This window comes from Sorangium sp. So ce1335 (genome assembly GCF_051521615.1).
Lineage (GTDB): Bacteria > Myxococcota_A > Polyangia > Polyangiales > Polyangiaceae > Sorangium.
In genome coordinates, this window is sequence record NZ_CP150363.1 from 8,141,317 (window position 1) to 8,168,132 (window position 26,816).

Below are 26,816 nucleotides of genomic sequence, written 5' to 3' on the forward strand. Positions count from 1 at the left end.
GGCGGCGATATCAGCGCTCCGGGAGGAGCGGCATTCGAACAATCGACGCTGCACAACAGAAATAGAGACACGATCGTGGCAGCTCGCGCGTAACGGCGTGAGTCTGCGTGTCCTGCTGCCGGGCGGCGTTTCTCGGCGGGTACCGTCTCAGCGTTCCGAGCTGGACCTCGACGATGAGCACCCAGCTCGGCGCGTCGCCGTCGAGCAGGACGACGACGAGGTCGGCGCGGTACTCGAGGAGGAGCTCTCCGTCGCAAGCGCCGGGATCGAAGGGCACGCCCACCTCAGAAGAGGCGCGCTGCCGCCGCCAGAACCTTGCACCTACCTCGGCCCGGATCGGGAGGCGCACATCGCCGCGGCGAACGCGCTCGTCCCCGGCGGCTTCACGACGTTCCCGGAATGGGCCCGCCTCCCCATGAAGCCGAGCTGAGGGCGACAAGCATCCTGGACGCGCCCTCGGCCAGCCTCCCGCCATCAGGCGCCTGCGCCATCAGGCGCCTGCGCCATCAGGCGCCTGCGCCCGCGTTCGCCCGGCGGCAGGGGAGTTTCTCCGTCCTCCTGGGAAAGCGACGCTGTATCCATAACTCTCCGTGCATTGAAGCAGCCACGTCCTGCGCTGGGCGAGAAACGGGTAGCGCTGGAACCCTGTGCGTCAGTAGGATGACGAGATCTTGAAATTTGGATGAGGCCAACTGTGGAAAATATCATCTTGGTGAGACGCGCGCGGTTTGCCGGGCTTCACGGATCCATCGCGGTTGCGATCCTCGCGCTGGGCATTGCATGTGCCCCAGCACCGGAGGCAATACCGCAGGACGGCGCCGGAGGCGCGACGGTGGCAAGCTCATCGAGCGCCTCGGGCGCGGTGGGTGGCGGCTCCGCGTCGGCTGGCGGCCCGGGCGGCGGGGGTGTGACGGGGACCGGCGAGACGACCGGGACCGGCGGCTCGGGCGGTGAGGCGACCGGGACCGGCGGCTCGGGCGGTGAGGCGACCGGAACCGGCGGCTCGGGCGGCGAGACGACCGGGACCGGCGGCTCGGGCGGTGAGGCGACCGGGACCGGCGGCTCGGGCGGTGAGGCGACCGGGACCGGCGGCTCGGGCGGCGCGACGACCGGGACCGGCGGCTCGGGCGGCGCGACGACCGGGACCGGCGGCTCGGGCGGCGCGACGACCGGGACCGGCGGCTCGGGTGGCGAGGATACCCCGTCAGAGACTGATCCTTTGATCGGGGATGTCGCGTTTTCCACGCCGAGCCAGACATTCAGGGACCAGATCCAGGTCGGGATGACCACGACCATCGAGGGGGCCGAGATCCGCTACACGGTGGACGGGCAGCTGCCGACCGCGGAATCCACGCTGTACACGGGCGAACCGGTGATCCTCACGGCCACCACGCAGGTTCGCGCGCAGCCGTTCGTGGGGGGCGCCGCGGCCGGCTCGGTGAGCACGGGCCTCTACATCGCGCGCACCATCGACGCGACGTCCGACATTCCCATCATGGTCGTGGACGGTTACGGCAAGGGCAAGCCGACCGATAAAGAAGTCTACTTCGACGCGGCGGTGATGATCTGGGAGCCGGTCGACGGCGTCGCCTCGATGGCCTCGCTGCCCACGATGGCGATGCGCGCGGGCTACCACGTGCGTGGCCAGTCGTCGCGGTCCTTTCCGCAGACGCCGTACAAGCTCGAGCTGTGGGACAACCGCGGCAAGGACCTCGACTACGCGGTGCTGGGCATGCCCGCCGACTCGGACTGGGCGCTCATCCCGCCCTACTACGACCGCACGCTGATCCGCAATCCGTTCACCTACGCGCTCGGCCGGGAGATGGGCCTCCAGGCGCCGCGCAACGAGTTCGCCGAGGTCTACCTGAACTACGAGGCGCACGCGATCGGCGAGGCGGATTACCAGGGCATCTACTGGGTCTCGGAGACGATCAAGAACAACAAGGTCCGGACCGATCTCAAGCAGCTCGAGGAGGAGGACCGGGAGCTGCCCGACATCAGCGGCGGCTACATCTTCAAGTTCGACCAGGCGGCCGCCGAGGAGCCGAAGCTCACGTGCACGGGCTCGGATCCCCTCCCGGGGTTCGGCTTCGGCGGCGGCGGTCGTCCGGTCGGCACGTGCTGGGTCGATCTCGAGGTGGTGGATCCCGATCCGCTGAACGCCGAGCAGGCGACCTGGCTGACGCAGTACATCCAGCAGTTCCACGACGGCCTGCATCAGACGCCCATCGGTGATTACGCGGCGTACATCGACGTGCCGTCGTTCATCGATTACCTGATCATCAACGAGCTGACGCTCAACGTGGACGCTTACGTGCGGAGCGCCTATTACCACAAGGATCGCGATGAGAAGCTCAAGGCCGGCCCGCTGTGGGACTACAACTTCGCGCTCGGCGGCGTGGGCGCCCAGAGCGCGACGCCGCAATCGGCGAGCGACACCGGCTGGCGCTTCAGCGGCCAGAGGAACGTCAACAACTGGTATCAGAAGCTCACCGGAGACCCGGCGTTCATGGCGCGGGTGCGGACGCGCTACACGGCGCTCCGCGAGACGCTCCTGTCCGATGCCGCGATCGAGCATCGCATGGATACCCTGAGCGCGCCGCTCGGGCGGGCCGTGGTCCGCGATTTCGCCAGATGGCCGGTGTCGAGCATCATCAGGTCGAGCACCGGCTTCCTCGGCGGCCCCACCGCGCCCACGTGGGAGGGGCAGCTCCAGGTGATGCACGACTTCCTCCTGGCCCGACTCGCCTGGATGGACGCCAACTTGCCGTGACACGGCGCGGGCAGCTTTGCTCGACGCGGTGCGGCATACTGGTTTTCGAGCCTGGACCGAGCCCGAGGAGGAACTGCGAACGACCGTTGGGCGGGCGTCTGAAGTGTTCGACGATGGAACCGACGACGTAGGCCGTCGGCGCGTCATCCTGAAGGCCACGTCATCGGGTGGCAGGCCTCTCACACTCAAAGCACAGGTGGAATCCGACGCGACGGGGCCGAGGAGCTCGTGGTCTACCATGGCGAAGAGGACTGATGCTCCAACGCTCCGGTGATTGCTGAGCCATGTCGGCGACGTTGAACACCGGCCAGCGATGCAGGTGGACGAACTCGGTCACCTGCGACCCCCCGTGAGCGCGGCGTCAGGGCGTCGCGCCAGAGGTCCGGGCGGTCGCGCAGGCGCTCCGGGTAGCTGCCGAGTTGCCCTTCCGTGGTATCGAAGGGACGCGTGGTGTCACGGCGCCGTGCCGTTTCGAGCGCGGTGCGAGCGCGCTGCTGTATCCCGTCAATAGATGCCGAGGCGGAGGAATCAATGCGGCAGGTCGAGCAATGAATTTACCGGCGTCATGATCCGGTGGGGGGCGCCCCGCGTCGGGTACTTGAGCCGGTACGCGATGCGCCCGGCCGAACGTCGCGAGACGCGATCACTTCCCATCCGAGCGGGCCGATCCCCCGGTTCAACCTTCGCCAGATTCCAGCAAGATTGGAAGCCAAAAACCGACATCGGCCCGTGCCCAAACCGGCTCCCCCACGTTCTCCATCGGGTGAAGGGGCCAGCGGCAACGGCGGTCCGCTTCCGGGGCGCCGCGCTGCATGGGCCGGCCGGCTCCCCTCCATCCACACGTTGCGAGGTGCAGAGCTGGATTATGCGCAAGAGTTATCTCATGGCGTCGATTTTCATTGCGACCGCGCTCCTCACGGCCGGCTGCAAGACGGGGAAATGCGCGGATGCCGTCGAGCACGCCGCTGCCTGCGGGGTCGACGACCTCGAGCTCGAGGACGACCTCGCCGGCTGCTCCGAACACGAGGCGTGTCGCGCGTCGTGCGTGCTCGACGCGCCCTGCGACGAGATCAAGGCGTCTTTCGCCGGCGGCACGGACCGCAGCACGGAGGTCTGGCGCTGCTACGAGCAGTGCCCTCTCTCTGATTGATGGCCATTCTACCGATCGGGTTCTCTCGGCGCTCGTCGGGGCGGCGGCGCCCTCGGCCTCGTACGCGGCCTCCGTGCAGTGGAGCGTGGCGTGGCGGCGCGCCGGCCCCGGCCCCGAGCGCCCTACTCCGCCGCGCAACGCGGAGGACGCACGCAGGACCGCGAGACGCCCGGACCACGCTCTTTCGACCCAGGACCGAGCCATCTCGACGCTCGCGGTCCCACCCCTTTCGGTTTGCCGCGCTGCACTTCCTCGCGCTGCGATCCGGCTTCTTTTACCTACGCGCCGCGGCCCGGCGCGCGCCACGCGCACCGCGATGCCGACGATGAAGCTCGAGAGCAGCGACGGGTCGCGCAGGTCCTTCGCCATACGGAAGAAGCGAAGGAACGTGTCCTGCACGTGGTCGTCCACCTCGTCGCCCGGCCCCAGGGTGCGCTTCAGGATGCGGCGCACGAGCGGCGCGAACCGCTGCCAGACGACAGGCGCCGCGCCGGGGTACCCCTGCGCCGCGGCGCGCGCGAGCGTCTCGTCGTCGGTCGCGGACAGCGGCAGCGCCCTGCACGCTCGCCCTCTGCGCGGCGGACGCGAGCCCTGGCAAGCGAGGGACCGTCGACCGGCGCGCTCGGAGCACGCCAGGCAGTACGCGATCCGGAGGACCGGCGAGGCGCCGCGGCTGACGAGCGTGGCGTCCCGCGACAAGCCGCGCTGAGCGCGGCCCGGCTGGCGAGCTCGTGCGACACGTCGCGGCTCGCGAGCGCGGCGTCCGGCGGCCGCCGCCGAGAGCGGCTCAGTCGACGAGCTTGTTTTCCTCGCGCGGGCCGAAGATCGCCTCCCAGTTCGCGCGGTAGGCGTCGGTGGCGACCTGCGCGGGGCCCGAGCGCGGCGGCTCGGCCGCGCGGGGCGCCGGCAGGAGCACCTCCACGTCGAAGAGCTGACCAGCTCGCCAGCAGCGATGCATGGCCAATGACCGCTCTACCTGGCAGATATAGAGACACTATCCGGCGGCATGCTCGTGATGACGCGACTGGCGCGAGCCGAGGCGACAGGGAGAGAGGGTGCAACGACGGCCGTGCTCGCCCTTCAATCAATGGCCAGCGCCGCTGCGCCCGGTCCCGCCGCCCGCGCGGCGACGGCCGTCACCGACGCCGGCGCGACCGCGCCAGCAGGCGAGGATGCCCGCGCCGCCATCGAAGCGGCCGACGCTCGGATCGAGGACACGATCCGTGGCGGTGGCGCGGCCATGGGCGCCGGGCGGCCTCCTCAGCTCGGCTCGTCCAGCACGTCGGCGAGGGTCTCCGCGCTGAGCACCCGGTCGGCCCACCGCTCGAGAGCAGCGGTCTCGGCCCCCTCGACGCGGGCCAGGGCGGCATCCGGCAGCTCGCCGAAACGAGCACGCAAAAGCCGCAGCAGAATGGCACGCTCGCCTTCCCGGCGCCCCAGATCGCGTCCCTGCGCGACGTACTTCTTGGCGAAATCGCTCTGGTACTCGTAGCCCTTCATCATCGCCTCCAGCGCCCTGCGCGCCGCGTCGTTCAGGGAATTTAGCACGACATCGCCGTAGAACCTGGCCCTGTCCTCGTCGAGCTCCCGCATCGCGGGCAGCACCGCGGCGGCGATGCTCGCCCCCCGCTCGCTGCTGCCGTGCGCCATGGCGGAGAGCACGGCCAGCTCGGGCCGGCGGGCCGCCTCCGCGGGGTCCGTCACGACCGGAACCGCCTCGCGCCCGAGCACCGGCGGGCGCAGCACGAAGCCGGGGATGCCGGTCTCGATGGGCGCTGCGCACCAGGCGGCGACGCCGGGGTCGGGCGCGACGACGAGCAGGCCCACCTGGCAGCGGTGCGCGGCGCGCGCGCCCATGGTGTAGTCGGGCCAGCTATAGCGCTTTCGCGGATCGATGCCGAGCTGGACCTCGACGATGAGCACCCATATCGGCGCGTCGACGTCGAGCAGGACGACGACGAGGTCGGCGCGGTACTCGGCAGGCTGGATCTCGGTCAGGTCGATCGAGGTGAGGCGCGCTCCCGAGTAGGGCGGCAGCGGGACGCCCAGCGCCTCGACGAGGAGCTCGGCGGCGAGCGAGGGGCGGTTCTTGAAGAGATCCACGAGGATCTCGTGGGCCATGGAGGGCATCGCGACGTTGCTCGCAGGCGGTCGAGTCCAGGAGTGCGCGGGGGCTTCTCGGCGAAGGCGGCTTCGCGCCCCCGTCGAGGTTCCCCACGGCAGAGCGATATCAGCGCTCCGGGAGGAGAGCATTCGAATTATCGACCCTACGCAGCAGAAATGGAGACACGATTGTGGCAGCTCGCGTGTAATGGTGAGAGTCTGCGCGTCCTGCTGCCGGGCGGATCGTCCGGCCAGCGGTGCTTCCGGAATTGCCTCGCGGGTATTCTCGACGCTCGGTCCGCTCGACACGAGGGAGCGGCCGCGGAGCGCCCTCAAGCCGCGCGACGGACGCCCACGACGGAGCGGGCGCCGTCGGGCCGGCCGACCTGCTGGGCGCCGGAGAGGCGGCCATGCCGCGGGTCCCTGGAAGCCGCGCCGCGGGAGGGCGCGCCGCCGGCGCGCGCAGCCAGGGGGAGATCGCGGTCACGCGCGGCGGTGGACAGCGGCTGCGCGGCGGCCTAGGGGAAGACATGGAGAAGAGGAACGGGGAGCGCGCGAGATGGCTGTGGGCGGCGTGGGCGCTCACCGCGGGCGGATGCGCGGCGCTGGCGGGGCTGGAGGACGATTATTACGTGGTGCCAGGAGGCAGCGGCGGGACCGGAACCGGTGGGGAAGCCGGCGGCACCACGACAGGGACCGGAGGGGATGCTGGCACCGGAGGAGAGGCCGGTGGCGGAACCGGTGGCGGCGGCGGTGACGCAGAGTGCACGCCGGGGGGAACGGAGTGCGCCGGGCAGACGTGCGTGGAGGGAAAGTGCACCGGGGAGTGCGGCCCGGAGGACGTGCGCTGCTCGGACAACCGCCCGCAGTGGTGCGATGAGCGCGGGCAGTGGCAGGACGCGGCGCCGTGTCCGAAGGAGGCGCCGGTGTGCAGCGAGGGTATGTGCATGACACCGCCGAGCTGTGTCGGGCTGGTTGCGACGTGCGGCCCTGGAGAGGATGAGAGCTGCTGCGCGACAGCGGAGGCGGTGCGCGGAGGGAGTTTCACGCGTCGGGACGGCAACAAGGACTACCCAGCCACGGTGGATGATTTCGTGCTGGATCGGTTCGAGGTGACGGTGGGTCGGTTCCGGAAGTTCGTCGAGGCGTACCCCGGGAGCAAGCCCTCACCGGGCGCGGGGCGGCACCCGCTGATCAAGAGAAGCGACTGGAATGATAAGTGGGACAGCGAACTACCTGCGGGAACGGCGGAGCTGAAGGCGGCGGTGAAGTGCAGTGGAACCTGGCAAACATGGAGGGATACAGACGAAGGTACCGAGCACTTGCCGATGAACTGCCTGAGCTGGTATGTGGCATTTGCGTTCTGCGCGTGGGATGGGGGCCGGCTGCCGACGGAGGCGGAGTGGCACTACGCAGCGGCGGGAGGAAAAGAGCAGCGCGCCTATCCGTGGTCCAATCCGGCAGACGCGACCACAATCGATGGCACTTACACTGTGTATGACTGCGCTGGCGGTGAGCCTGCCGGCTCGTGTACATTCGATGATATCCAGCCGGTTGGATCGCGGTCGACGAAGGGAGATGGGAGGTGGGGGCACGCGGACCTGGCCGGGAATATGTGGGAATGGGTCCTGGACTGGTACGCAGCCTATCCAGACAATTGTCACAATTGTGCCGAATCAACCAGCGGCTCAGTCCGGTTGGCCCGGGGCGGGAGCTGGAACAACGGTGCGTCGTTCCTGCTCTCTTTCCGCCGCGGCAGCTACGATCCGTCGGCCCGCTACTACAGCATCGGGGTCCGGTGCGCGAGGGCGCTGCAGTAGCATAGAACATTTGTTGCGCACACGACGCACTTCGCTTGAAACTTGATCCTTGAACCCTTAAGCACACAAGAATCGTCGCCGACGTCGGGCGACAGCAACCGGAACGCAGGGAGCCGGTGTCCGGGGTCGGCCCCCGGACCGACTGCAGCGCCAGTGATCGCCGTCGGGATGGAAACGCGGCTCGCCTGGGTCGCCGAGCGCGCAGCCAAGTTCCCCGCGATCACCGCTTCACAGTCTGCGATCGCCTCCTCCACGCCTGCCTCAAGGTCACCGAGCGCCTCATCGAGGCTTCCTACCGCCGCGACAAGCGCGGCGAGCGTCTTCGCGCCGGGCACCCGCGCGGCCCACTGCTCGAGCACCGCGCTCTCGGCCCCCTCGACGCAGGCCACGGCGGCTTCTGGCAGCTCGCCAAAACGAGCGCGCAGTTGCCGCAGCAGCATGGCACGCTCTCCCTCTCGGCGACCTTCCCGGCGACCCTGCGCGACGTACTTCTTGGCGAAATCGCTCTGGTACTCGTAGCCCTTCATCATCGCCTCCAGCGCCCGCCGAGCCGAGTCGTCCAGGGCATTCAGCACGACATCGCCGTAGGACCTGGCCCGCTCCTCGTCGAGCTCCAGCGCGGGCCCGCTCCGGCAACACGCGGTCGCCGCCGTTCGCCGGCGGTCTCGCACGCCTCGCAGATGCTTGACGCCGCCGGCCCGCGGCCCGACCGTCCTCCCGTGTCGGCCGTCGTGCTCGCCGAGGGGACCGTCTTCGCGCGCCGCTATCGCGTGGTGCGCCTCATCGCCGCCGGCGCGATGGGCGCCGTCCACGAGGTTGTCCACCTCGAGACCGAGCGGCACCGGGCGCTCAAGGTCATGCACCCGCACCTCTTCCAGAGTGAGGAGATGCGCGAGCGCTTCAAGCGCGAGGCGCGCATCGCGGCGAAGGTCGAGAGCGAGCACATCGTCGATGTCTTCGACGCGGGCGTCGACGAGGCGACCGGTATGCCCTTCCTGGTCATGGAGCTGCTCCGCGGCGAGGAGCTCGGCGAGCGCCTCAAGCGCGTCGGCCGCCTCCCGCCGGCCGAGGCGATGACCTACCTCCACCAGGCAGCGCTGGCCCTCGACCGCACCCACGCGGCGAACATCGTGCACCGCGACCTCAAGCCCGCGAACATCTTCCTCTCCTGGCGCGACGACGGCTCGGTCCGCGTGAAGATCCTCGACTTCGGCGTCGCCAAGCTCGTCGCCGAGGGCGCCACCGCGGCGGGCGCCACGAGCAGCCTCGGCACGCCGATCTACATGCCGCCCGAGCAGTTCCTCGGCGGCACCAGGCTCACCGGCGCCGCGGACATCTTCGCGCTCGGCATGCTGGCCTACACGCTGCTCGTTGGCGGTTCATACTGGCACCCCGAGGCGAGCGGCGCGGAGAGCGTGCTCGCCTTCGCGATGGTGGCGGCCCGCGGCCCCGAGGAGCCGCCGGTGCAGCGGGCGCGATCCATGGGCGTGGCGCTGCCGCCCGGCTTCGACGCGTGGTTCGCCCGGGCCACGGCGGGCGATCCCGCGGCGCGGTTCCGCCGGGCCACCGAGGCGGTGCAGGCCCTCGGCGAGGTGCTCGGCGTCCCCGTCGCCGCCGGCCGGGGGACGTTTCTGAGCGCGTCGTCCTCGCCTGGCGTCGTCCCCGCCGCCACGGCGCTGCCCCCCGGCCCCGCGGCGCCGGAGCCCGCGCTGGCCGGGAGCCCGGTCCCGGCGCGGGACGGGCGCCCGTCCGGCCTGGGGCTCGCGGGCACCTCGACCGGCGCCGCGGTGTCCGCCGTACCGGCGGGCCCGGCGCGGCGCCGCCGGGCGCCGCTCGTCGCCGGGGTGGCCCTGCTGGGCCTCGGCGCGATGCTGGGCGCCTCGGTCCGGCTCGCGCAGCGCCCCCGGCACACGGCCGAGCAGGCGGTGGCCCTCGACGCCGCCGCCGTCCTGGCAGCGCCAGAGCCGCCCTTACCGGCGCCGCAGGCGACGCAGGCAGCACCACCACCAGCCCCGCCGGAGCCGCTCCCCTCGGTCGCGGCGCCGGACGCCGTGCCTCCGCCCGCGCCCTCTCCCTCCGGCTCCGGGGCAACGGCCGCTCCGGGGGCCGGGGCCGCCACGGCCTCCTCGCCCGCCGAGCGCTACCCGAGCGCAACCTCCCAGGGCGCCGCGCGCACACCCGGGCCGGCCGGGTCCAGGCCGTCTTCGACCGAGAGGAAACCGCCGCCGTCGCCGCGGCCGATACCCGCCGAGCTGTTCGGACGCAAATGAACCGGGGGTCCGTTGGAGTGTCCATCATCACCCCGCCTTGCTCCCCACCGATACCGCGTGTGGCCTGAGCTGCGGCCCGGCGAGGCGCACGAGAGCGGACGGGCAAGTCATCGCGCCGCCCTCGCGGTTCGCTCGCCTGCTCGCCCCCGAGCGCCCGTATCCCGAGCTCCTCTTACCTGCTGAGTGACAGAGCATGTTCCATTCATGTTTCCACCGCGCCACCCCGCTCCTCGCCGCCGTTGGCCTGCTCTCCCTCTCCGTCCCCGCGGCGGCGCAGGACATCGCGGCCGCCGAGGCGCTCTTCGAGCGAGGGCTCGCCGACATGCAGGCGGGCCGTTACGAGACAGGCTGCAAGGCCCTCGCCGAGAGCGAGCGCCTCGACCCTCAGCCCGGCACGCTCTTCACGCTGGCCTTCTGCGAGGCGCAATGGGGCCGGATCGCCACCGCGGTGGCGCACTTCAAGGACTACCTGGCGCAGCTCGATCAGATGCCCCCGGCGGAGAGGGCCCGTCAAGCCGAGCGGTCGAGGGTCGCGAGGCAGGAGCGCGACAGGCTCTCGCCCCAGGTCCCGAAGCTCGCGCTCTCCCTGCCTCCGGGAGCGCCGGCGGGGACGGTGGTGAGGCGCGACGGCCAGGTGCAGGGCGAGGCCGCGCTGGGGGTCGCGCTCCCGGTGGACCCGGGAGAGCACGTGGTCTCGATCGAGCCCCCGGGAGGCCCCCTCCAGGAACAGCGGATCACCATCGCCGCGGGCGAGACAAAGGAGCTCACGCTGGCGCTGAAGGAAGCGCCGACGCCCGCGCCGGCAGCGCCCGCGCCGCCGCCGGCCGCCCCGCTGGCGACGGCGCCCGAGCTCGTGCCGGCGCCCGCGTCGGCCGGACCGGACAGCCCGGCGAGCCCGGGAGGCCGCCGGACGGCCACGTACGTGGCGGGCGGGCTCGGCGCGGCGGGGCTCGTGCTGGGCGGCGTCACGGGCGCGCTCGTGCTCGGCAAGAAGGCCACCATCGACGAGCACTGCGGCAGCGGGATCCGGGCCGTGGACCCGAGGGGCTGTGACACGACGGGGCACGACGCCGGGACCAACGCGATCACGCTGGCTACGGTGAGCACCATCGGGTTCGCGGTGGGGCTGGCCGGGCTCGGGACGGCGGCGGCGCTCTACCTCACCGAGCCGAAGCCCACCACCCCGGCGGTCAGCGCGAGCCCGAGGTGGATCAGCGCGGGCGTGCTGGAAGCCGGGCCTGAAGGGGCGATGATCGGCGCGAGAGGGCGCTTCTGACGCTGGCCTCCGGGGGGCGCCGCCTCCGCCTCCCGCGAGCCCACGAGTCGGACGGCGGGCGATCCCGGGATGGCGGATCTCACCGTCGCTCGTCCCCGATCGGATCCGCGGATGTGGGCGGCCGGTGCCATGCGGCGGAGCCGGCAGTGACGCTCGGGGTCACCTCGGCGAAGGTCAGCTTCGCGAACCCGTCCAGCTTGCCCGCGGCGGCGTTGATATCAGCTCCCCCACGGTGACGCACGCCCAACAATCGCTCTGCACGATAGATAAAAAGAGAGATGGATTCGCGTACCTGCGCGCAAGTGCGCGAGAGCGGGCGCTCGGAGCCCAGGGGCCGTCCCGAGCGCGCGACAAGGAACGGCACCGGCTCGTCCCGCAACTGCATGGCCGCGATCCACAGAACTGAAACGCCGATGGCCCCACGCAGCCACAGCCGGGCGCGACCGGCTCCAGCGCCCGCCGCCGTGCAGCCACGACGGCATGTGAAGCGCCACGAACAACAGCGCTCCTCGCCCATCCAGGGCGGCTCGCGCTCCTTCACCTGCTCGACCTCCCGCGCCTGGCGTCGCACCCGTGCCCGTGGCGCCGCGCGGACGCGGCGCTGTGGACAGCGCCCGTCGGGCGGCTGTAGGAGTGATCGGCATGCTCAGCAAGCGCGCTGCAGGGTGGTGGGCGGCGCTGGCCTTCATGGCCAGCGGGTGTACAGCGCTCGTGGGGCTCGACAAGGACTATCATCCGCTGGAGAGCGCGGGCGGCTCCAGCGGCTCCAGCGGCTCCAGCGGCTCCAGCGGCTCCAGCGGCGGCGACGGCGGCGACGGCGGCGACGGCGGCGGCTCCGGCGGCGATAGCCCGGGTGCCGGCGCCGCCGGCCACGGCGGCGGCGCGTGTACGCCCGACGAGGCGCGGTGCGCGGACAACCAGGTGCAGCGGTGCAGCGACCCCGGGGAGTGGGAGCCGCCGGAGCCGTGCCCAGCAGAGGCGCCCGTGTGCCGCGGCGGGACGTGCGCGGCGCCGCCGAGCTGCGATGGACTGCCCTCCACGTGCGGGCCGGCGAGCGCCGAGAGCTGCTGTGCGACAGCGATGGTGCCCGGGGGGAGCTTCCACCGCAGCAACGATCCGGCGTCTCCTGCGACGGTGAGCGCCTTCTTGCTGGATCGCTTCGAGGCGACCGTGGGGAGGTTCAGGAAGTTCGTGGAGGCCTATCCCGGGAGCCAGCCTGCCGCGGGCGCGGGAGCGCACCCGGGCATCCCGGGGAGCGGGTGGAACCCCGCCTGGGGCGGCGAGCTGCCTGCGGACGCGGCGGCGCTGCGGGCCGCGGTCAAATGCCCGGACAACCCGGACATGCCCGCGTGGACCGATGAGCCGGGCGCGCACGAGCACCTGCCGATGAACTGCGTGAGCTGGTACGTCGCCGTCGCGTTCTGCGCGTGGGACGGCGGACGGCTGTCGACGGAGGCCGAGTGGAACCACGCGGCGGCAGGAGGGAGCGAGCAGCGGCAGTATCCGTGGTCGAGCCCGCCGGAATCGACGGAGATCGACGCGAGCTACGCGTCGTACGATTGCAGGGAGAGCGCGGGGCCGGGGTGCACGTTCCAGAGCGACTTCTCGGACATCGTGCCTGTCGGGTCCCGGTCGCCGAAGGGCGACGGGCGGTGGACGCAGGCGGATCTCGGCGGGAGCATGCGGGAGTGGCTGCTGGACGGGTTCGGCGCCTACCCGAGTCCGTGCGTCGATTGCGCGAACTTGACGGACACCGCGGAACGGGTGGTTCGCGGCGGAAGCACCTTTGCCGAGCCGAACTACCTGCTGTCGTCCGAGCGCGTCAGCGTCTCGCCCTCGACCGTCTACTACAGCATCGGCGTCCGGTGCGCGCGGACGCCGTAGCGGGCCGCGCTCTGGCGAAGCAGCCGAGCGCCGTCCCCGCGCGGGTGGGAGTTGACCCACGTCACCCCGGGTGAGCCGTCGACGTAGGCCGGCGTCGCACGGAGATCGACGTCGTGGTCCGGAGCCCCAGGTACACCTTCAGCGACATCGAGGCCTCACCGCAGCCGTGCGCCGCGAAGGCCACATCGGACCGGGAGAGGAGCGGTATTTTCTCGGGCTCCATCGAGCGCGACGGTGCGCCAGCTGCCTCGGCCGCGTCCGCTGGCGCGCTCGGCGCACCGGCTCTCCACGAGCTCCCGGCGCTGACGGCGGCGAGCGGCGCGGATGCGGGAGCGCGGATGCCATGGTGGATGACACGACAGAGGGATTGGCAAGCGCTGCTGTTGCGCCGAAGATGGCGTGGCGCTGCGCCGTGGGGTGGGGTCCACCTCGCGTCTCGACAATCTCTTTCTGGTGGAGCGGGTGGATGAACGTGCGACTCGTGGCAGGTCTCTTTGTGCTCGCGCTCTCGACGACCGCCGGGTGTGGTGACGATGGCGGCGAAGGTGGCAGTGACGGCTCCGGCGGTGCCGGCGGTATCGGCGTGACGGGCAGCGGCACCGGCGGCTCGGACGCGACCAGCACGTGCAGCAGCGGTGGCGCTGCGCCCACCGGCACTGGCGGCGCTGAGCCCACCGGCACCGGCGGCGCTGCGCCCACGGGCACTGGCGGCGCAGAGCCCACCGGCACTGGCGGCGCAGAGCCCACCGGCACTGGCGGCGCTGAGCCCACCGGCACCGGCGGCGCTGCGCCCACGGGCACTGGCGGCGCTGAGCCCACTGGTACTGGCGGCGCAGAGCCCACCGGCACTGGCGGCGCTGAGCCCACCGGCACCGGCGGCGCTGCGCCCACGGGCACTGGCGGCGCTGAGCCCACCGGCTCCGGCGGCGCTGCGCCCACGGGCACTGGCGGCGCTGAGCCCACCGGCACTGGCGGCGCTGCGCCCACCGGCTCCGGCGGCGCTGAGCCCACCGGCTCCGGCGGCGCTGAGCCCACCGGCACTGGCGGCGCTGAGCCCACCGGCTCCGGCGGCGCTGAGCCCACCGGCACTGGCGGCGCTGAGCCCACCGGCTCCGGCGGCGCGGGGCCCACCGGCACTGGTGGCGCTGAGCCCACCGGCTCCGGCGGCGCTGAGCCCACCGGCGGCTCCGGCGGCGCACCGCCCGCCGGCGGCTCCGGCGGCGCAGCGCCCGCCGGCGGCTCCGGCGGTGCCGACCCCACCGGCGGCTCCGGCGGCGCAGCCCCCACCGGCGCCGGCGGCGCCGACCCCACCGCCGGCTCCGGCGGCTCCGGCGGAGGCACCTCCAGCATTTACGGCGCGGCGTGCTCCGACCATGAGGCCTGCCCCGGCGAGTACTGCCTCACGGAGGCCGAGGGGGGAGGGCCGTCCGGCTCCTGCTCGGGCCTCTGTGATCCCGCCGTCGGCGGGTGCTCCGAGGGCGGCGTCTGCGTCGATTTCGGCGAGGGCCACGGCCTGTGCATCCTCCGGTGCAGCAGCTCGGACGAGTGCCGCGACGGCTACACGTGCAGCGACATCGGCGACGGGGTCACGGCGTGTACCCCGGCGTGCACCACCAATGCGCAGTGCACCCAGCTCGGCGTGTGCGACCCGTCCGACGGTTTCTGCAAGATGGGCGAGCTGGAGTGTACGGACGGCGTGGACAACGAGGGCGACGGCCGCACCGATTGCTCGGACAACGACTGCAACGCCACCTGCGCCCCGCTCGCCAGCGCGGCCTGCGCGGGCGCCGCGCCCATGACCACGACGACGGTCGCGGGCGACACGTCGCGCGGCACGAGCCTGTTCGAGGCGAGCTGCACGGGCCACGGGCCGGAGCAACTCCACGTGTTCACGCCGCCCGCCGGCCAGTCGGGCACGCTCCTCGTCGTGCTCCAGTCGGAGAGCGATCACGGCCTCTACTCCCGCTCGGCGTGCACCGACAGCCTCACCGAGATCGCCTGCATCGACGAATCCGCCGCCTCGAGCACCCTGCTCGAGGAGGAGGAGCTCGAGCTCGTCGTGCACAGGGGCGAGGTGGTGCCGATCTTCGTCGACGCCTACACCCCGTTCGACGCCGGGCCGTACACGCTCGACTTCGTGTTCGTGCCGGCCATCTGCGGCGACGGGGCCGTCAGCAAGCCCGAGGAGTGCGACGACGGCAACACCGCGGGCGGCGACGGCTGCTCCGCCGAGTGCACCCTCGAGCTCGACGACGCCTGCGCCGCCGCGCTGCCGGCCGTCCTCGGCGACAACCGGGGCAACACGTCATCCGGCACGACGTTGTTCGATGGCTCCTGCGTCAGCCGCGGAATGCCGGAGAGGATCCACGCGTTCACGCCGCCGAGCGACGGCAGGCTGATCGTGACGCTGTCCTCCGAGACCGACCTCGGGCTCTACGCACGGACGAGCTGCGCGGACAAGGACTCCCAGCTCGCGTGCGCGGACAGCTACAGCGGCGGCCGCAACGAGACGCTCTCGCTCGACGTCGACGGCGGCGCGCCCCTGTTCATCTTCGTCGACACGTACCGGACGACAGACGCTGGACCGTACACGCTCAACCTCGCCTTCACGCCCGCCCCCTGAGCCCCGGCGCCGCCTCCCGGCGCCCTGGTGCGCCCTCCCGCCAGCGCGGATGAGCTACGCTGCGCGCGTGCTCACCGCCCCTCCCCCACGTCGCTCGTCACCCCGCAAGCTCCTGCTCGCCGCCGCGGCGCTCGCCGCGTGCGCCTGCCAGCCGGCGTGCGCGCCGCCCGCGCGCACCCCGGACGCCGCGCCGCCGCCCTCCAGCGCGGCCGACGCCGCCCCCGCGGCCCGCGACGCCGCCGGGCCGGCGCCGCAGCCCGCGCCGCCGCCCCGCGGCGACAGCGCCGCCCAGCCGCCGCAGGCGGCCGCAGACGACGGCGCCGCCGGCCTCGCGCTCGACCGAAGGCCTCCCGTGAAGCTCGCGCCGCCGCCGTTCGGCCAGACGCTCGTCCGTCCCGCGCCGGCCGGAGGCTCGGCAGCGCCCCGCCTCGTGAAGGTCGCCGAGCAGAAGAACGAGATCACCGACACGGAGGCATGGTTCGCCAGGAACAGCCTGTCGCTGCCGATCCTCCAGGTGCCGGGCGCTCCCGAGAGCGACGCCGGCGCCCTCCCCTCCTTCGTTCCCACCCGCTACCGCGCTCATGCGCTCGTCAAGGCGATCGATCACGGCGATCACCTCGCGCTGTTCTACGGAAAAGACTTGGACGACGAGCGCTTCGTCGCGATCGTCGATGCCGCGCGCAAGGTCGTCGCGTTCTTCGATTTCACGAGCTTCCTCACGCCGCCCGACATCGCGCCCGGAGAGGCCGAGTTCGTGCGGGGGCACGTCGGCTGGGCCATCGCCAGGGACGGTGTGCTCTACGTCTCGTCGGGCCACAGGACGTACGCGGCCTCGTCGAAGGGCAAGAACGCCTTCCTCTCGGCCATCGATCTCGCCTCGGGGCAGCTCCTCTGGCAGAGCGCGCCGCTCGTCTGCAATGCAGAGAACTTCGTGCTGCGCGGAGATCACCTCCTCTGCGGATACGGCTTCACGGCGGAGCCCGATTTCCTCTATGTCCTCGAGCGCGCCACCGGCAAGGTCGTCTCGAAGCTCCCGCTCAAGAGCGGGCCTGAGTTTCTCGTCGAGAAGGAAGGCAAGCTCTTCGTCCGCACCTACGACACGGATTACGTCTTCGATATCCGCTGAAGCGGCGCCCGGTCCGGCAGGGGTGCGCGCGCCCGACGCGGGCGCCGTGCGCTCCGAGAGCGCCGCGCGCGTCGGTCCTGCTGCCGGCGCGCCCTGCGCCCTCGTGGCCGGCGCAGGTCCAGCGCGCCGGCAGCGACCCGGGAACGAGGCGCTATGTCACGGAGCGCGCAGCGCCGCAGCGCCGAAGCGCCGAGAGCTGCCGCGGACGAAACAGCACGATGCAGCGCGCGGCGGCGCGGCGGCGCGACGGCGCGGCGGCGCGACGGCGCGGCGGCGAGACGGCGCGGCGGCGCGGCGGCGCGGCGGCGAGACGGCGAGGCGAGCTCGAGAGGAATCCCCCCAGGGATGACCCGAGGGCGAGCTCATGAATGGACCGCGCCGACCGTGATGAGAGCCAGCCGTGGACGTGTGGGGTGACGCGCCGCCGCGATCGGCCCCCCGCGCTCGCGCCGCCCTCGCCGTCCTCCGCTGGGTGGCCCGCGCCCTGCGCACCTGCTCCCGATCGTCACGGCGGCGGCCGGCGCGCAGCCCCCGGCACAGCGGCGCGGAGGCCTGCCGCGGTCGCCGACCGTCTCCCCTGCCCCCTCGCGGCGGAGCTCGGCCCGTCGCCGGCTGCGCCGCTCCCGCGGGCCACCGGCCCGAAGACCCCCTCGGAATGGCGGGACGCCCCGCGTGTCGCAAAATGCCTCATCCGAGGCCACCCCGCCGCTCCCCGCACCGCCGTGGCCTGGAGGAAGACTCGCAAAGGACGAAAGTTCCTGCCCTTCCCTCGCGTCGCGCGTCGCCCCTCTCCTCCCGGCGCCGCTCGTCCGCAGCGGCGGGCGCCCGTGTCTGTCGTGCTGCAGAACGACCATGGCAGCGAAATTGCTACCGTTCTTGCGGGCACACACGAGGGTCTCATGGTCGCGAAGGACAACCACGCAGAACCTGCGCCGGAGGCGAACCAGAAGCACCCTGATGAGGCACAGCGAGACTCGAACCCGAACCACATGGCCGGGCAGAACCTCGGGGGCGGCCCCTCCACCCTGGAGCCGAGCGTCAAATTCGGGTCGGATATCAACGGTTTGACGTGCCGGCGTCAGGGTTCCACCCCGGGCGAACCGCGGGCGATCCCGGCTCTGCCGGAGGTGGCCCGGCTGCTGCAGGATGCCGTCCACGTCGACCTGGCGAGCCCGGGGCGGGGCCCGTTCCGGGCCGCCGCGCAGCGGGTCGCGAGGTCGGGACAGTACCCGATCCCAGGTCCCACGTACCGCAACTGGCCTGGAATCGGCTGGTACGGGTCAGCGACCCGCAGCGACTGCAGTGATGCGTCCCAGCGACGCGGGATGAAAGGAGCCAGAATGCAACTGGAGCTCACGTTCCGACACATCGACAAAAGCCCTTCGCTCGAGGAGCTGATCCGGGAGCAAGCGAACAAGATTCAGCGCTTCAATGACCACATCAACAGCTGCGCTGTCGTGGTCGAGCGCGACCACGCGAGCCAGGGCACGGGGGGAGAGTACCGCGTGCGCGTCGACCTTCACGTGGCCGGCAAGCAGGAGATCGTGAGCGAGGAGCGCGCCGCCAGGAACATGCTGGCGACGGCGGTGCGCGACGTGTTCCAGCGCGCGGGTCGCCAGCTCAAGAAGCTCGCGAGCGAGCAGCGGAGCGAGGTGAAGGCGCACCCGGCGCAGGACACGTCCGGCGTGATCACGAAGCTGTTCAGCGACTACGGCTTCATCACGACGATCGACGGTCGGGAGATCTATTTCCACGAGCGCAGCATGATCTCGGCCCCGTTCTCCGAGCTGAAGATCGGCATGGGCGTCGCCTACACCGAGGAGGACGGCGACAAGGGGCCTCAGGCGAGCACGGTGCGGATCGTGGACGCGCGCGGCGGCAACCGCGGCCGCGAGGAGATCCCGACCCTCAGCTAGTCGAGGCAGCCTCGCGCACGAGGCGGGGCGCCGCGCAGCGGTACGCGCGGCGCCCTGCTCATATCGTCGTGCCGCGAGGCGACATCGGGAAGGGCCACGGCCGCCGTCGCCTCCGGTCCGCCGGGGGCTCGTCCGGCGGCGTCGCGCTCTCCTCGTCGTCCCGGGCAGGGACCTCGCTCCCGTCCGCCGGGAGCTCGGGCTGCCGGGGCGCCCGGCGCCGCCTCGCCTCGCACGACGCGCGCTCTGCCTCGCACGCCGCGCGCCCTTCCTTCAGCTCGTCGATCCGCTCGGCGGCCGCCTCGAGCCTGCGCTCGAGCGAGCCCACGCGCGCGGATTCGCGCCGCAGCTCCGAGAGCGCGGCCCTGAGCTCGTCCTCTCTCGAGCGGAGGGCTGCCCTCGCCCGCTCGCCGTCCCACTCGGCCCGCTCGATCCGCGCGAGCAGGCGCTCGCGGTCGCTCTGGAGGCCGGCGATCTCGCGCTCCAGGGCGCTCTTCGACTGCTCGTAGCGCGCGTCCGCCTCCGCCTTCGCGGCGGACGCGGCCTGGGCGGCGCGCCGGGCGCGGAGCTCGGCGCCCTCGGCCAGGAGCTTCGCCTCGGTCATCGCGTCCCTCGCGGAGTTGGCGCTCCGCGCGTCGTCGCTCGCCCTCATCGCGAGGGCGAGCGCCTCCTCGGTGGCGCGCTGCGCCTCGGTCATCTTCGCGAGCGCCTCCTGCGCGGACGCGTTCGCGGACGCCTCGAGCCGGCTGTGCTCCCGCGCAGCGCGCTCCGCGGCCTCGGCCGTCTTCCGCGCGCGCGTCGCGTGCATCCAGAACACGGTGCTCGTCGCGACCATGCCCATCAGCACGACGACGCCGAGCGCGAGGAGCGCCCGCGTGAGGCGCTCGCGGCGCGCCTCCGCCGCGGTGGCCGCGTCGAGGAAGCTGCGCTCCACGCCGGAGAGGTCGTCGATGTCGCGCGCCCACGCGGACAGCTCGTGCAGCGCCTTGCCGCGCGGCAGGAGCCTCGGCGCCTTACCGCCGAGGGCCCACCTCGAGAGCGCCTCGTCGAACTCCCGCTTCGCCCGGCCGAGCCGGTGCAGCGCGGCCGCGACCTCCGCCATGCGCGGCCGCGCCTCGGGATCGAACGCCAGCACCGCGTGGACGAGGGCCACGAGATCCGGCGGCGTCGCGGCGCTCATCGGCGGCGGCCACGCCCCGCGCGACGCGTCGGGCGTCTCTCCCTCGAGCAGCTCGTACAGGATGACGCCGAGCGAGTAGACGTCCGCCTTGACGTCGACGCTGCCGGAGTGGCGCTCCTGCTCGGGCGCCATGTAGCTCCGCGTGCCGAGCCCCCACACGCCCTCCTGCGTGAACGGCATCGTGGGCTGTCCCGCGCCCTCGCTGCGCGGCGCGGGCGCGCAAGGCTCGACGGACGCGCGCGCCGCGAAGGACGCGGCCTCGGGCGGGAGCTCCACGGGCGCGGGGTGGATCGCGGGCCTGCCGAGGCTCACGAGCGGCAGGCTCCGGAGCGCGTCGTCCGCGCGCGGGTCGATGCCGGCCAGGGCGGTCCCGACGCCGCTCTCGGCCGCCATCGTCGGCGCCGGCTGCGCCGAGAGCTCGGTGCGGATCGCGGTCGCGGACACGGAGGCGACCGGGCCGCTCGCGTCCAGCTCCACGACCTCGGGGAGGCCGCCCCAGAGGACCTTCGCGATGCCGAAATCGAGGATCTTGACGCGGCTGCCTCCGGGCGCGAGCTCGTCGTCGACCACCATGATGTTCTCCGGCTTGAGATCGCGGTGGACGACCCTGGACGCGTGGGCCGCGGCCATGGCCGAGGCGATCTGGTAGCCGAGCCGCACGACCTGCCGCGGCCGCTCCGCGGCGGGCACCGCATGCACCCACTCGCGAAGGCCGCGCCCGTCGAGGTACTCCATCACGATGTACGGAGAGCCGTCCTCGAGCTCGCCGGAGTCGAAGACGCGGACGATGCCGGGGTGGTTGATGATGTTGACGGCGATCGCCTCTTGCCGGAAGCGGGCCACGACGTCCGGCCGGCGGGCGTAGTCGCCGAGCAGCACCTTGATCGCCGCCCGCGCGCGCGTCTTCGGGTGCCGCGCCCGGAACACGCGCCCCATGCCGCCGCGTCCGAGCTCGCCCTCGATCAGCCATCCGCGCAGGACCGACGGGAGCGGCGCGGGCTCGCCCTCGATGCCGTCGCTGGCCGGATGCATGACCATGCGCGGCCATCCTGCACCCGCCGGTCCGCCGGCGGAAGCCCCGACGCGCGCCGGCGCGCCGGCCCCCGACGCGCGCCGGCGCGCCGGCCCCCGACGCGCGCCGGCGCGCCGGCCCACCTCCACGCGGGTGGGTCCTCGGCGCGCCGGCGCGCGCGGTGCTCAGCTCATCCCGGGGCCGGGCAGTAGCCCACCCACGCCTCCGGGATGCGCCGCTCGCTCAGACCGAGGACGGGCGCCGGCGGCAGCCACTTCGGCTTCACCGGCGCGCGGAGCAGCTTCATGCCGGCCTGCTCCGGCGTCCGCCCCCGCTTCGTCGCGTTGCACGCGTAGCAGGAGGCGACGATGTTGTCCCAGACGGTCTTGCCGCCCTGCACGCGGGGGATGACGTGATCGTAGTTGAGCTCGCGGGCCTCCTTCTTCACGCCGCAGTACTGGCAACGAAAGCCATCGCGCAGGAGGACGTTGGTCCTCGTGAACCGCACCCCGCGCTTCATCTGCAGCGTCGGCCGCTTCAGCCGCACCACCGCGGGCGCCCTGATGGAGAGCGACGGCGACCGGATGACGTCGTCGTATTCCTCGATGACCTCCACCTTGCCAAGGAAGCTCATCGTGACAGCGGTCTGCCACGGGATGATCTTGTGGGGCACCATCCATGGCGTCAGGAGCAGCGTCTGCGCGGTCATGGCTCACCTCGAACGTCTCTTTCTCTTCATGATGTGACTCCAGGTTGCGTGCAATCATTCGCCCGGAACGCGCGCCCAGAACGCGCGACCGGTGCGCGCGGCGCGCACATTCGACTCGTACGTTCGACCGGTGCCCGGGGAGGGACTCGAACCCCCAGTGGGCTGGTTCTAAGCCAGCAGCGTTTGCCATTTCGCCACCCGGGCAGGGTGTCACCGGTGGGACTCGAACCCACATGCCCCGAAGGGCGCAGGATCGCAGCCTGCCGCGGTTGCCGTTCCGTCACGGTGACGATCGCGCGTCGCGGTCTGGATGGGAGGATTCGAACCTCCACCCCCCGGCTCCCCGAGCCGGTGCTCTACCAGGTTGAGCCACACCCAGAGGGTCTTCGTCGCGCGTCGCGGCGGAGGCGTCGCCTCGCCGCGGTCTGGGTGGGGGGATTCGAACCCCCAGTCCCCGGCTCCCGAAGCCGGTGCTCTACCAGGTTGAGCCACACCCAGGTTCTCTCGATGATCTGTCGGGTTTCTGCTGGTGGTACCTCCGTGCTGGGACGACGGTCGCTGGTCGAAGATGGCAGGCTCGCCCGCTCGGGCGCGGGCTCCCGAAGCAGCACGCAGGCGAGCGGAGCGGCCCGGTGTCCCCAGCGGGATTCGAACCCGCGTCTCCGGAGCGAAAATCCGGCCGCCTGGGCCGCTAGCGAGATGGGGACGTGAACCAGAAAAAAGGGGGCGGGCCGCCGGGCGCCGCGCGGCCGCACGACGTGCGGCTCGCCGGACGGCGGCCCGCCCCGGCAACGAGACAAACGAACGGACAAGGAGCGCCGTGGGGGGTCCAGTTCAAGGGTGGTAACCCACGGTCTTCGGCCCGTTCGGGGGGGCGACGAGGGGTCGAACCTCGATCCCTGCCCGGCGAGGGCAGTGTTCTCCCGGTTGAACCATCGCCCCGACCCACGATGCGCGCGTCAGATCTTCATCACGATCTCCTCGACCTTTGGACGGCCGTCCATCGATCACATTGGCTTCGATTGATCATTTTCTTCGCGGCCGCCATGACCCTGGCACCGCGCCGCGAAGGCTCGCCCCTGATTTCATGAGAGAAATGAACCACAGAGGCACAGAGGGCACAGAGGAGAGAGAGAGAGAGAATAAATCAACAAATCTTGTTCTTTCTTCTCTCCCCTCTGTGCCCTCTGTGCCCTCTGTGGTTCAAAATTCTTCTCATTCTCCTTCAAGAACGAGCCAGGGCGCCCCCGAGGAGGATCGAACTCCCCTCACCTGATCGACAATCAGGCTGCCTCACCAGATGCATACGAGGGCAACGACAGAGCCGCTGACGGGATTCGAACCCGCGTCATCCCAGGGTGGATAACCGTCCTCCTTCGGCCCGGAACGGGCAAAGGGGTGGAGAACGGTGTGTAGGTGCTCTACCAGGCTGAGCTACAGCGGCGGGTGGGGACATCTCGGCGACGTCCCGCAAACGGGGCCCCGCGCGAGACCCCGGGCGTGACGGACGGGCCGGCGGAGCCCGTCCGTCACGCTGTCTGTCACGCAACACCCCGGGTGAAGTCCGCCATCACCTGGGGGGCCGCCGCGTCGAACCCCACGACGTCGAGCATGCCGGGGTCCGTCGGGTCGGCGATCGAGAAGCCCGTCGACGTCATGCCGACGACGACGAGCCTGGCCGGCCGGCCCATCGCTTGCCGGTAATCCCTGAGCGCCTGAAACGGGTGAACGTCCCCCGCCCAGGTCTCGTTGTCCGTGTAGATGACGAACGTGTCGACCTCTACCCGGTTCCGCTTCGCCCAGATCATCGGCAGAGCGCAGTCCGTGCCGCCGAAGGGAAGGCCATCCACAGCGCGCAGCACGTCGTCGAGCCGCTGCTTCGGCGAGACCGACAGCGGCGTGAGGCCGGGAGCTCCCCCGCCCCACCTGCCGCCGCTCCCGCCGGAGGCGGCCGACGTGAAGGCGACGACCGCGTACTCGCGCTCGAGCCTCGCCGTCGCCATGGCCATGGCCGCGCTCGCCACGCGCGGCGTCAGGCCAGGGACGCCGGCGATCTGGCCCCCCGTCATCGACCCGGAGACGTCGAGCGCCAGGAGGTGCTTCTTCCCGGTCGGCTCGACAGCCCGGAACGCGAGGTGGAACGCCTCGTTCAGCGCGTCGACGATCTCGCGGACCGGAGTCCACGAGAGCGCGTTCTCGCGCCGACGAGCGCGCTCGCCGTGGCCCTGCTCGTAGACCTTGAGGGCCGAGAGCACGGCGACCGGGTGGACCCGGGCCGCGGCGAGGCGCGCCGCGTCGGTGAGCTGCCGCGCCGCCCTGCGGGACGCGTCGCTCATCGGCGCGAACAGGCCGACCGCGGTCATCTTGCCCAGGTTCCGGAGGAGCGCCGTCTGGGGCATGTGCTCGAGCAACGCCTCCCAGACCGCAGGGTCGTTCTTCCACTCGGTCTGGAGCATCTCGTGCGTGAAGCGGTGCTGCCGGATCAGCGCCGTGACCTGCTTGCGGTTCGTCGCCGCGCGCAGCGACTCGAAGCCGCGCACCGCCTCGGGCAGCGCCTCCGGAGACAGCGCCTTGCCGCGCGCCGACTCCTTGCCGAGCGCCTCGGTGCCGCCGACGATCCAGCGGTACAGGGCGTCGTGCTGCGGGCTCGGCGCGACAGGATGCGCGAGCCGGAGCAGGTCGCGGTGGCTGAAGCCGTCGCGCTGCCGGTACTTGATCGCCTGAACCGCGAGCCTGTCGGCGGGCTTCTCGTTGTACCAGGCAGCGATCGCGGACCGGAGCGCGCGGCCCCACCGGCGGAACCCCTGCACGTCTCGGGCGAAGTGGAAGAGATCCGTCCCCGTGCGGCAGACCGCGGGCAAGGCCCCGAGGGCGGCCCTCCGGGTCTCGAGCTTCGCGTCGGCCGCGGCGATGGCGAGCGCGAAGATCGCAGGCGCGTTCTTCGGCGCTCGCCCCGAGGCGCTGACGTCGGCGATGCGCTGCACGGCGCGGGGGCCGTCCGCGGCGAGGCAGGCCTCGACGGCGCGGGCGTTCTCCACCGTGAGCTTCCGCTCGGTGGCGTAGTACGTCCCGCCCTCGGCGCCGAGGATGAGCCAGCGGTCGAGCCTCGCCCACTCGTCGAGGGCGAAGGCGTGGCCACCGGCGCTGTTCTTCACCTGGTCGGCGCGGGCCCGCTGCCGCTGCGGGGTGAGCAGCGCGGCGAAGTGCTTCAGATAATTGGCCATGACACCACCTCCGGCCCGAGGAACCGGGCAAAAAGAGGACGGATAAAGAGACCGCGCTCGGGTTGATCTACCCAAGATAACCGAGCGCTTTCGACCCGTCCCGGGTGGGCGTACGGGGATCGAACCCGTCTCCGCAGGGTCACAACCTGCCCTCTTCACCAGAAGAGTAACACCCACGCAAGCCACCGCCGGAATGGCGGGGACCGGCTCCGGCGGGAGGGATCGAACCTCCAACCAACCGCTTAACAGGCGGGCGCTCTACCATTGAGCTACACCGGAACATGAAGGCGCAGCGCGCCTCCATCTACATTGCACAACCCGGGTTGTCACAGAGCGAGCGACCCCTCCGCCGGCGCTGCGGGCGCAGGCGGGGGGTCGGCGCAGGGGTCCCCTCCCCGCGCGCCCGCTCCGGGTGGAGAGGGCGGCGCTTCAGGAGACCGGTGCGCCGGGTGGATCCGGGAGGAGTCGAACCTCCAGCCGTCCGCTCAAGAAGCGGCTGCTCTGACCATTTGAGCTACGGGTCCGCGCGGAGGGCGTACCTCCGCATCGCCTGCCGCGTGGGCAGGCCGTCCTGATCTCGATCGCTCGAACCTCCCTGTCGAAAGAGCGCGCCACCACGGCCGCTCGGGCTCCCATGACGGAGCCCACACACACGAATCCCGAACGCGCCCCGACGAGCGCGCGCCATCCCCCTCGACCCAGCGGAGGCCGCCCGCCCCCCACGGGCGGCCTCCGCGCCTCACCGCCGCGGCGAGAGGGGGACTCCGGGGTTGCTCCTCCACCGCACGATCGCCTTGCCCCCGCGAATGCGGAGCGACATCAGCGCGCACGGGGAGAGGCGCCGCGGCGCCCGGCAGGCGCAATGCAGACCGACCGTCCCGCGCCGCGCGTCGCCGGCGCCGAGAATGCAGGCCGCGGCCATTCGCTTCCGACTCGAATGCTTCCAGTGCATGCCTACTGCGCCTCCTTTCTCCGGGCGCAACTCTCCCGCTTCACGCGACGACATCGTCGCGCGCGACAAGCAAGAAAATCCACCTCCCGACACCCCTGCTGTCCGCACCCCACCGCGAGGCGACAGCCAATGAGGGGCGTACAGCCCACCATCCACCTGCGACCCAGCAGCAACCCGCAGCCCGCGAGGTGCGCACGGCCCATCACCGATCTGCCGCCCACAACGGGCGTACAGCCCACCAGCGGCCTGCCGCCCACAACGGGCAACCGGCTCACGGATCCCCAGAACGCCGAAGGCCGCCTGGGTTTCCCGAGGCGGCCTTCGCAAACGTCGTCGATCGACGCGAGCTTGGCTGCCTCTAGGCGCTATCTTCCGGGTTTCCGAGCTTCCGCGACGGGCGGAGGCCGCAGGAATGGCCGGGATTGTACTCCAAGGATTCGCCACCCAGCAGATGCCCCCATCCCACGACCGCGCCGGGCGTACCCGCCTTGGGCTGGATGGCGATGAGCTGCATGGTGTCGGGGCGGCTGAACATAACGAATCCTTGAGTGCCGAATGAGTACTCCCCTTGGACGGGTCGTGCAACAGAAAAGTTCCTCGAGTCGATTCTTTTTTACCACCTCGCCTCTCGCCATCTCGCCACCTCGCCATCCCGCCACCTCGCCACGTACGATTCCGGAGCGCTTCAGGCCCCGGCGCTGGTCAGCGCAATCGAGGAATCCTGCGGCTTTCCGGTGATCTGCCCGGGAGTCGCCGCGGGCGGGGGCGGCCAGATGACCACGAGTCGTGGGGCACGGCGGC

General features: G+C 71.8%; 18 protein-coding genes and 11 tRNA genes. 9 read left to right on the forward strand and 20 right to left on the reverse strand.

The window, feature by feature from the left end; genetic code table 11:
* Window positions 1–10 precede the first annotated feature (10 nt).
* A complete protein-coding gene (locus tag WMF24_RS29930) occupies window positions 11–277 on the reverse strand; it encodes a hypothetical protein (RefSeq protein ID WP_437730832.1) in 267 nt (88 codons plus the stop codon).
* Window positions 278–832: 555 nt separating this feature from the next.
* Here WMF24_RS29930 and WMF24_RS29935 point away from each other — a divergent pair.
* A complete protein-coding gene (locus WMF24_RS29935; RefSeq protein ID WP_437730833.1) occupies window positions 833–2,773 on the forward strand; it encodes a CotH kinase family protein in 1,941 nt (646 codons plus the stop codon).
* A 676-nt stretch (window positions 2,774–3,449) separates the two neighbouring features.
* Here WMF24_RS29935 and WMF24_RS29940 read toward each other — a convergent pair.
* Window positions 3,450–4,334 carry a hypothetical protein gene (locus tag WMF24_RS29940; protein WP_437738874.1) on the reverse strand — a complete coding sequence of 295 codons (885 nt, stop codon included), beginning with the start codon at window positions 4,332–4,334 and terminating at the stop codon, window positions 3,450–3,452.
* Here WMF24_RS29940 and WMF24_RS29945 point away from each other — a divergent pair.
* The gene (locus WMF24_RS29945) at window positions 4,249–4,632 is read left to right on the forward strand and encodes a hypothetical protein (protein ID WP_437738956.1); all 384 of its coding nucleotides are present in this window, start codon (window positions 4,249–4,251) and stop codon (window positions 4,630–4,632) included. The two genes, WMF24_RS29940 and WMF24_RS29945, sit on opposite strands and share 86 nt — an antisense overlap.
* A gap of 78 nt (window positions 4,633–4,710) precedes the next feature.
* Here WMF24_RS29945 and WMF24_RS29950 read toward each other — a convergent pair whose 3' ends face one another.
* Both WMF24_RS29950 and WMF24_RS29955 read right to left on the reverse strand, forming a co-directional pair.
* Window positions 4,711–4,881, reverse strand: coding sequence for a hypothetical protein (locus WMF24_RS29950; RefSeq protein WP_437730834.1), 171 nt, complete (start codon window positions 4,879–4,881; stop codon window positions 4,711–4,713).
* Between the two features lie 302 nt (window positions 4,882–5,183).
* Window positions 5,184–6,044: a DUF4351 domain-containing protein gene (locus WMF24_RS29955; RefSeq protein WP_437730835.1), complete on the reverse strand. Its 861-nt coding sequence runs from the start codon at window positions 6,042–6,044 to the stop codon at window positions 5,184–5,186.
* A gap of 512 nt (window positions 6,045–6,556) precedes the next feature.
* Here WMF24_RS29955 and WMF24_RS29960 point away from each other — a divergent pair.
* Entirely contained in the window at window positions 6,557–7,846 is a 1,290-nt protein-coding gene (locus WMF24_RS29960) for a formylglycine-generating enzyme family protein (protein ID WP_437730836.1), read from the forward strand.
* On the opposite strand, the gene WMF24_RS29965 is transcribed toward WMF24_RS29960, so the two are convergent.
* Window positions 7,807–8,421 (reverse strand): DUF4351 domain-containing protein, encoded by a 615-nt coding sequence (locus WMF24_RS29965; protein WP_437730837.1) that lies wholly within the window; start codon window positions 8,419–8,421, stop codon window positions 7,807–7,809. The genes WMF24_RS29960 and WMF24_RS29965 overlap by 40 nt on opposite strands.
* 144 nt (window positions 8,422–8,565) lie before the next feature.
* Between WMF24_RS29965 and WMF24_RS29970 the strand changes: the two genes are divergently transcribed.
* Together WMF24_RS29970 and WMF24_RS29975 are read left to right on the forward strand one after the other, a co-directional pair.
* The gene (locus WMF24_RS29970; protein WP_437730838.1) at window positions 8,566–10,116 is read left to right on the forward strand and encodes a serine/threonine-protein kinase; all 1,551 of its coding nucleotides are present in this window, start codon (window positions 8,566–8,568) and stop codon (window positions 10,114–10,116) included.
* A gap of 193 nt (window positions 10,117–10,309) precedes the next feature.
* Window positions 10,310–11,392: a hypothetical protein gene (locus WMF24_RS29975; protein ID WP_437730839.1), complete on the forward strand. Its 1,083-nt coding sequence runs from the start codon at window positions 10,310–10,312 to the stop codon at window positions 11,390–11,392.
* 79 nt (window positions 11,393–11,471) lie between these two features.
* On the opposite strand, the gene WMF24_RS29980 is transcribed toward WMF24_RS29975, so the two are convergent.
* Window positions 11,472–11,933: a hypothetical protein gene (locus WMF24_RS29980; RefSeq protein WP_437730840.1), complete on the reverse strand. Its 462-nt coding sequence runs from the start codon at window positions 11,931–11,933 to the stop codon at window positions 11,472–11,474.
* 101 nt (window positions 11,934–12,034) lie between these two features.
* Here WMF24_RS29980 and WMF24_RS29985 point away from each other — a divergent pair, with 101 nt between their 5' ends.
* The 4 genes from WMF24_RS29985 (at window position 12,035) to WMF24_RS30000 (ending at window position 18,941) form a co-directional block, all read left to right on the forward strand.
* Window positions 12,035–13,276, forward strand: a complete 1,242-nt coding sequence (locus WMF24_RS29985; RefSeq protein ID WP_437730841.1) for a formylglycine-generating enzyme family protein — start codon at window positions 12,035–12,037, stop codon at window positions 13,274–13,276.
* Window positions 13,277–13,757: 481 nt separating this feature from the next.
* Window positions 13,758–15,899 (forward strand): DUF4215 domain-containing protein, encoded by a 2,142-nt coding sequence (locus WMF24_RS29990; RefSeq protein WP_437730842.1) that lies wholly within the window; start codon window positions 13,758–13,760, stop codon window positions 15,897–15,899.
* A gap of 67 nt (window positions 15,900–15,966) precedes the next feature.
* Window positions 15,967–17,025 carry a hypothetical protein gene (locus WMF24_RS29995; RefSeq protein WP_437730843.1) on the forward strand — a complete coding sequence of 353 codons (1,059 nt, stop codon included), beginning with the start codon at window positions 15,967–15,969 and terminating at the stop codon, window positions 17,023–17,025.
* A gap of 1,340 nt (window positions 17,026–18,365) precedes the next feature.
* A complete protein-coding gene (locus WMF24_RS30000) occupies window positions 18,366–18,941 on the forward strand; it encodes an HPF/RaiA family ribosome-associated protein (protein ID WP_437730844.1) in 576 nt (191 codons plus the stop codon).
* A 58-nt stretch (window positions 18,942–18,999) separates the two neighbouring features.
* On the opposite strand, the gene WMF24_RS30005 is transcribed toward WMF24_RS30000, so the two are convergent.
* The 14 genes from WMF24_RS30005 to WMF24_RS30070 all read right to left on the reverse strand — a co-directional run bounded on the left by WMF24_RS30005 (window position 19,000) and on the right by WMF24_RS30070 (window position 25,587).
* Window positions 19,000–21,156: a protein kinase domain-containing protein gene (locus WMF24_RS30005; RefSeq protein ID WP_437730845.1), complete on the reverse strand. Its 2,157-nt coding sequence runs from the start codon at window positions 21,154–21,156 to the stop codon at window positions 19,000–19,002.
* 164 nt (window positions 21,157–21,320) lie between these two features.
* On the reverse strand, window positions 21,321–21,839 hold the full coding sequence (locus tag WMF24_RS30010) for an HNH endonuclease (RefSeq protein ID WP_437730846.1): 519 nt from the start codon (window positions 21,837–21,839) through the stop codon (window positions 21,321–21,323).
* 131 nt (window positions 21,840–21,970) lie between these two features.
* Window positions 21,971–22,043 (reverse strand) — tRNA-Leu (locus WMF24_RS30015).
* Window positions 22,044–22,047: 4 nt separating this feature from the next.
* Window positions 22,048–22,129: transfer RNA gene (locus WMF24_RS30020), tRNA-Arg, on the reverse strand.
* Window positions 22,130–22,144: 15 nt separating this feature from the next.
* A tRNA-Pro gene (locus tag WMF24_RS30025) sits at window positions 22,145–22,218 on the reverse strand.
* Window positions 22,219–22,263: 45 nt separating this feature from the next.
* A tRNA-Pro gene (locus WMF24_RS30030) sits at window positions 22,264–22,337 on the reverse strand.
* A gap of 135 nt (window positions 22,338–22,472) precedes the next feature.
* A tRNA-Glu gene (locus WMF24_RS30035) sits at window positions 22,473–22,546 on the reverse strand.
* A gap of 163 nt (window positions 22,547–22,709) precedes the next feature.
* Window positions 22,710–22,781, reverse strand: a tRNA-Ala gene (locus tag WMF24_RS30040).
* A gap of 300 nt (window positions 22,782–23,081) precedes the next feature.
* Window positions 23,082–23,153, reverse strand: a tRNA-Asp gene (locus tag WMF24_RS30045).
* 8 nt (window positions 23,154–23,161) lie between these two features.
* Window positions 23,162–23,283: transfer RNA gene (locus WMF24_RS30050), tRNA-OTHER, on the reverse strand.
* A 97-nt stretch (window positions 23,284–23,380) separates the two neighbouring features.
* Window positions 23,381–25,063 carry a TROVE domain-containing protein gene (locus WMF24_RS30055; protein ID WP_437730847.1) on the reverse strand — a complete coding sequence of 561 codons (1,683 nt, stop codon included), beginning with the start codon at window positions 25,061–25,063 and terminating at the stop codon, window positions 23,381–23,383.
* A gap of 104 nt (window positions 25,064–25,167) precedes the next feature.
* Window positions 25,168–25,239, reverse strand: a tRNA-His gene (locus WMF24_RS30060).
* A gap of 31 nt (window positions 25,240–25,270) precedes the next feature.
* Window positions 25,271–25,342: transfer RNA gene (locus WMF24_RS30065), tRNA-Asn, on the reverse strand.
* 171 nt (window positions 25,343–25,513) lie between these two features.
* Window positions 25,514–25,587: transfer RNA gene (locus tag WMF24_RS30070), tRNA-Lys, on the reverse strand.
* Window positions 25,588–26,816: the final 1,229 nt, after the last annotated feature.

What these genes read in the sequence shown, in the direction of transcription:
- WMF24_RS30010 (WP_437730846.1), bottom strand. Translation starts at nt 21,839, where the DNA reads ATGACCGCGCAGACGCTGCTCCTGACGCCATGGATGGTGCCCCACAAG.
- WMF24_RS29975 (WP_437730839.1), top strand. Translation starts at nt 10,310, where the DNA reads ATGTTCCATTCATGTTTCCACCGCGCCACCCCGCTCCTCGCCGCCGTT.
- WMF24_RS30005 (WP_437730845.1), bottom strand. Translation starts at nt 21,156, where the DNA reads ATGGTCATGCATCCGGCCAGCGACGGCATCGAGGGCGAGCCCGCGCCG.
- WMF24_RS29960 (WP_437730836.1), top strand. Translation starts at nt 6,557, where the DNA reads ATGGAGAAGAGGAACGGGGAGCGCGCGAGATGGCTGTGGGCGGCGTGG.
- WMF24_RS30055 (WP_437730847.1), bottom strand. Translation starts at nt 25,063, where the DNA reads ATGGCCAATTATCTGAAGCACTTCGCCGCGCTGCTCACCCCGCAGCGG.
- WMF24_RS29985 (WP_437730841.1), top strand. Translation starts at nt 12,035, where the DNA reads ATGCTCAGCAAGCGCGCTGCAGGGTGGTGGGCGGCGCTGGCCTTCATG.
- WMF24_RS30000 (WP_437730844.1), top strand. Translation starts at nt 18,366, where the DNA reads ATGCAACTGGAGCTCACGTTCCGACACATCGACAAAAGCCCTTCGCTC.
- WMF24_RS29945 (WP_437738956.1), top strand. Translation starts at nt 4,249, where the DNA reads ATGAAGCTCGAGAGCAGCGACGGGTCGCGCAGGTCCTTCGCCATACGG.
- WMF24_RS29955 (WP_437730835.1), bottom strand. Translation starts at nt 6,044, where the DNA reads ATGGCCCACGAGATCCTCGTGGATCTCTTCAAGAACCGCCCCTCGCTC.
- WMF24_RS29950 (WP_437730834.1), bottom strand. Translation starts at nt 4,881, where the DNA reads ATGCATCGCTGCTGGCGAGCTGGTCAGCTCTTCGACGTGGAGGTGCTC.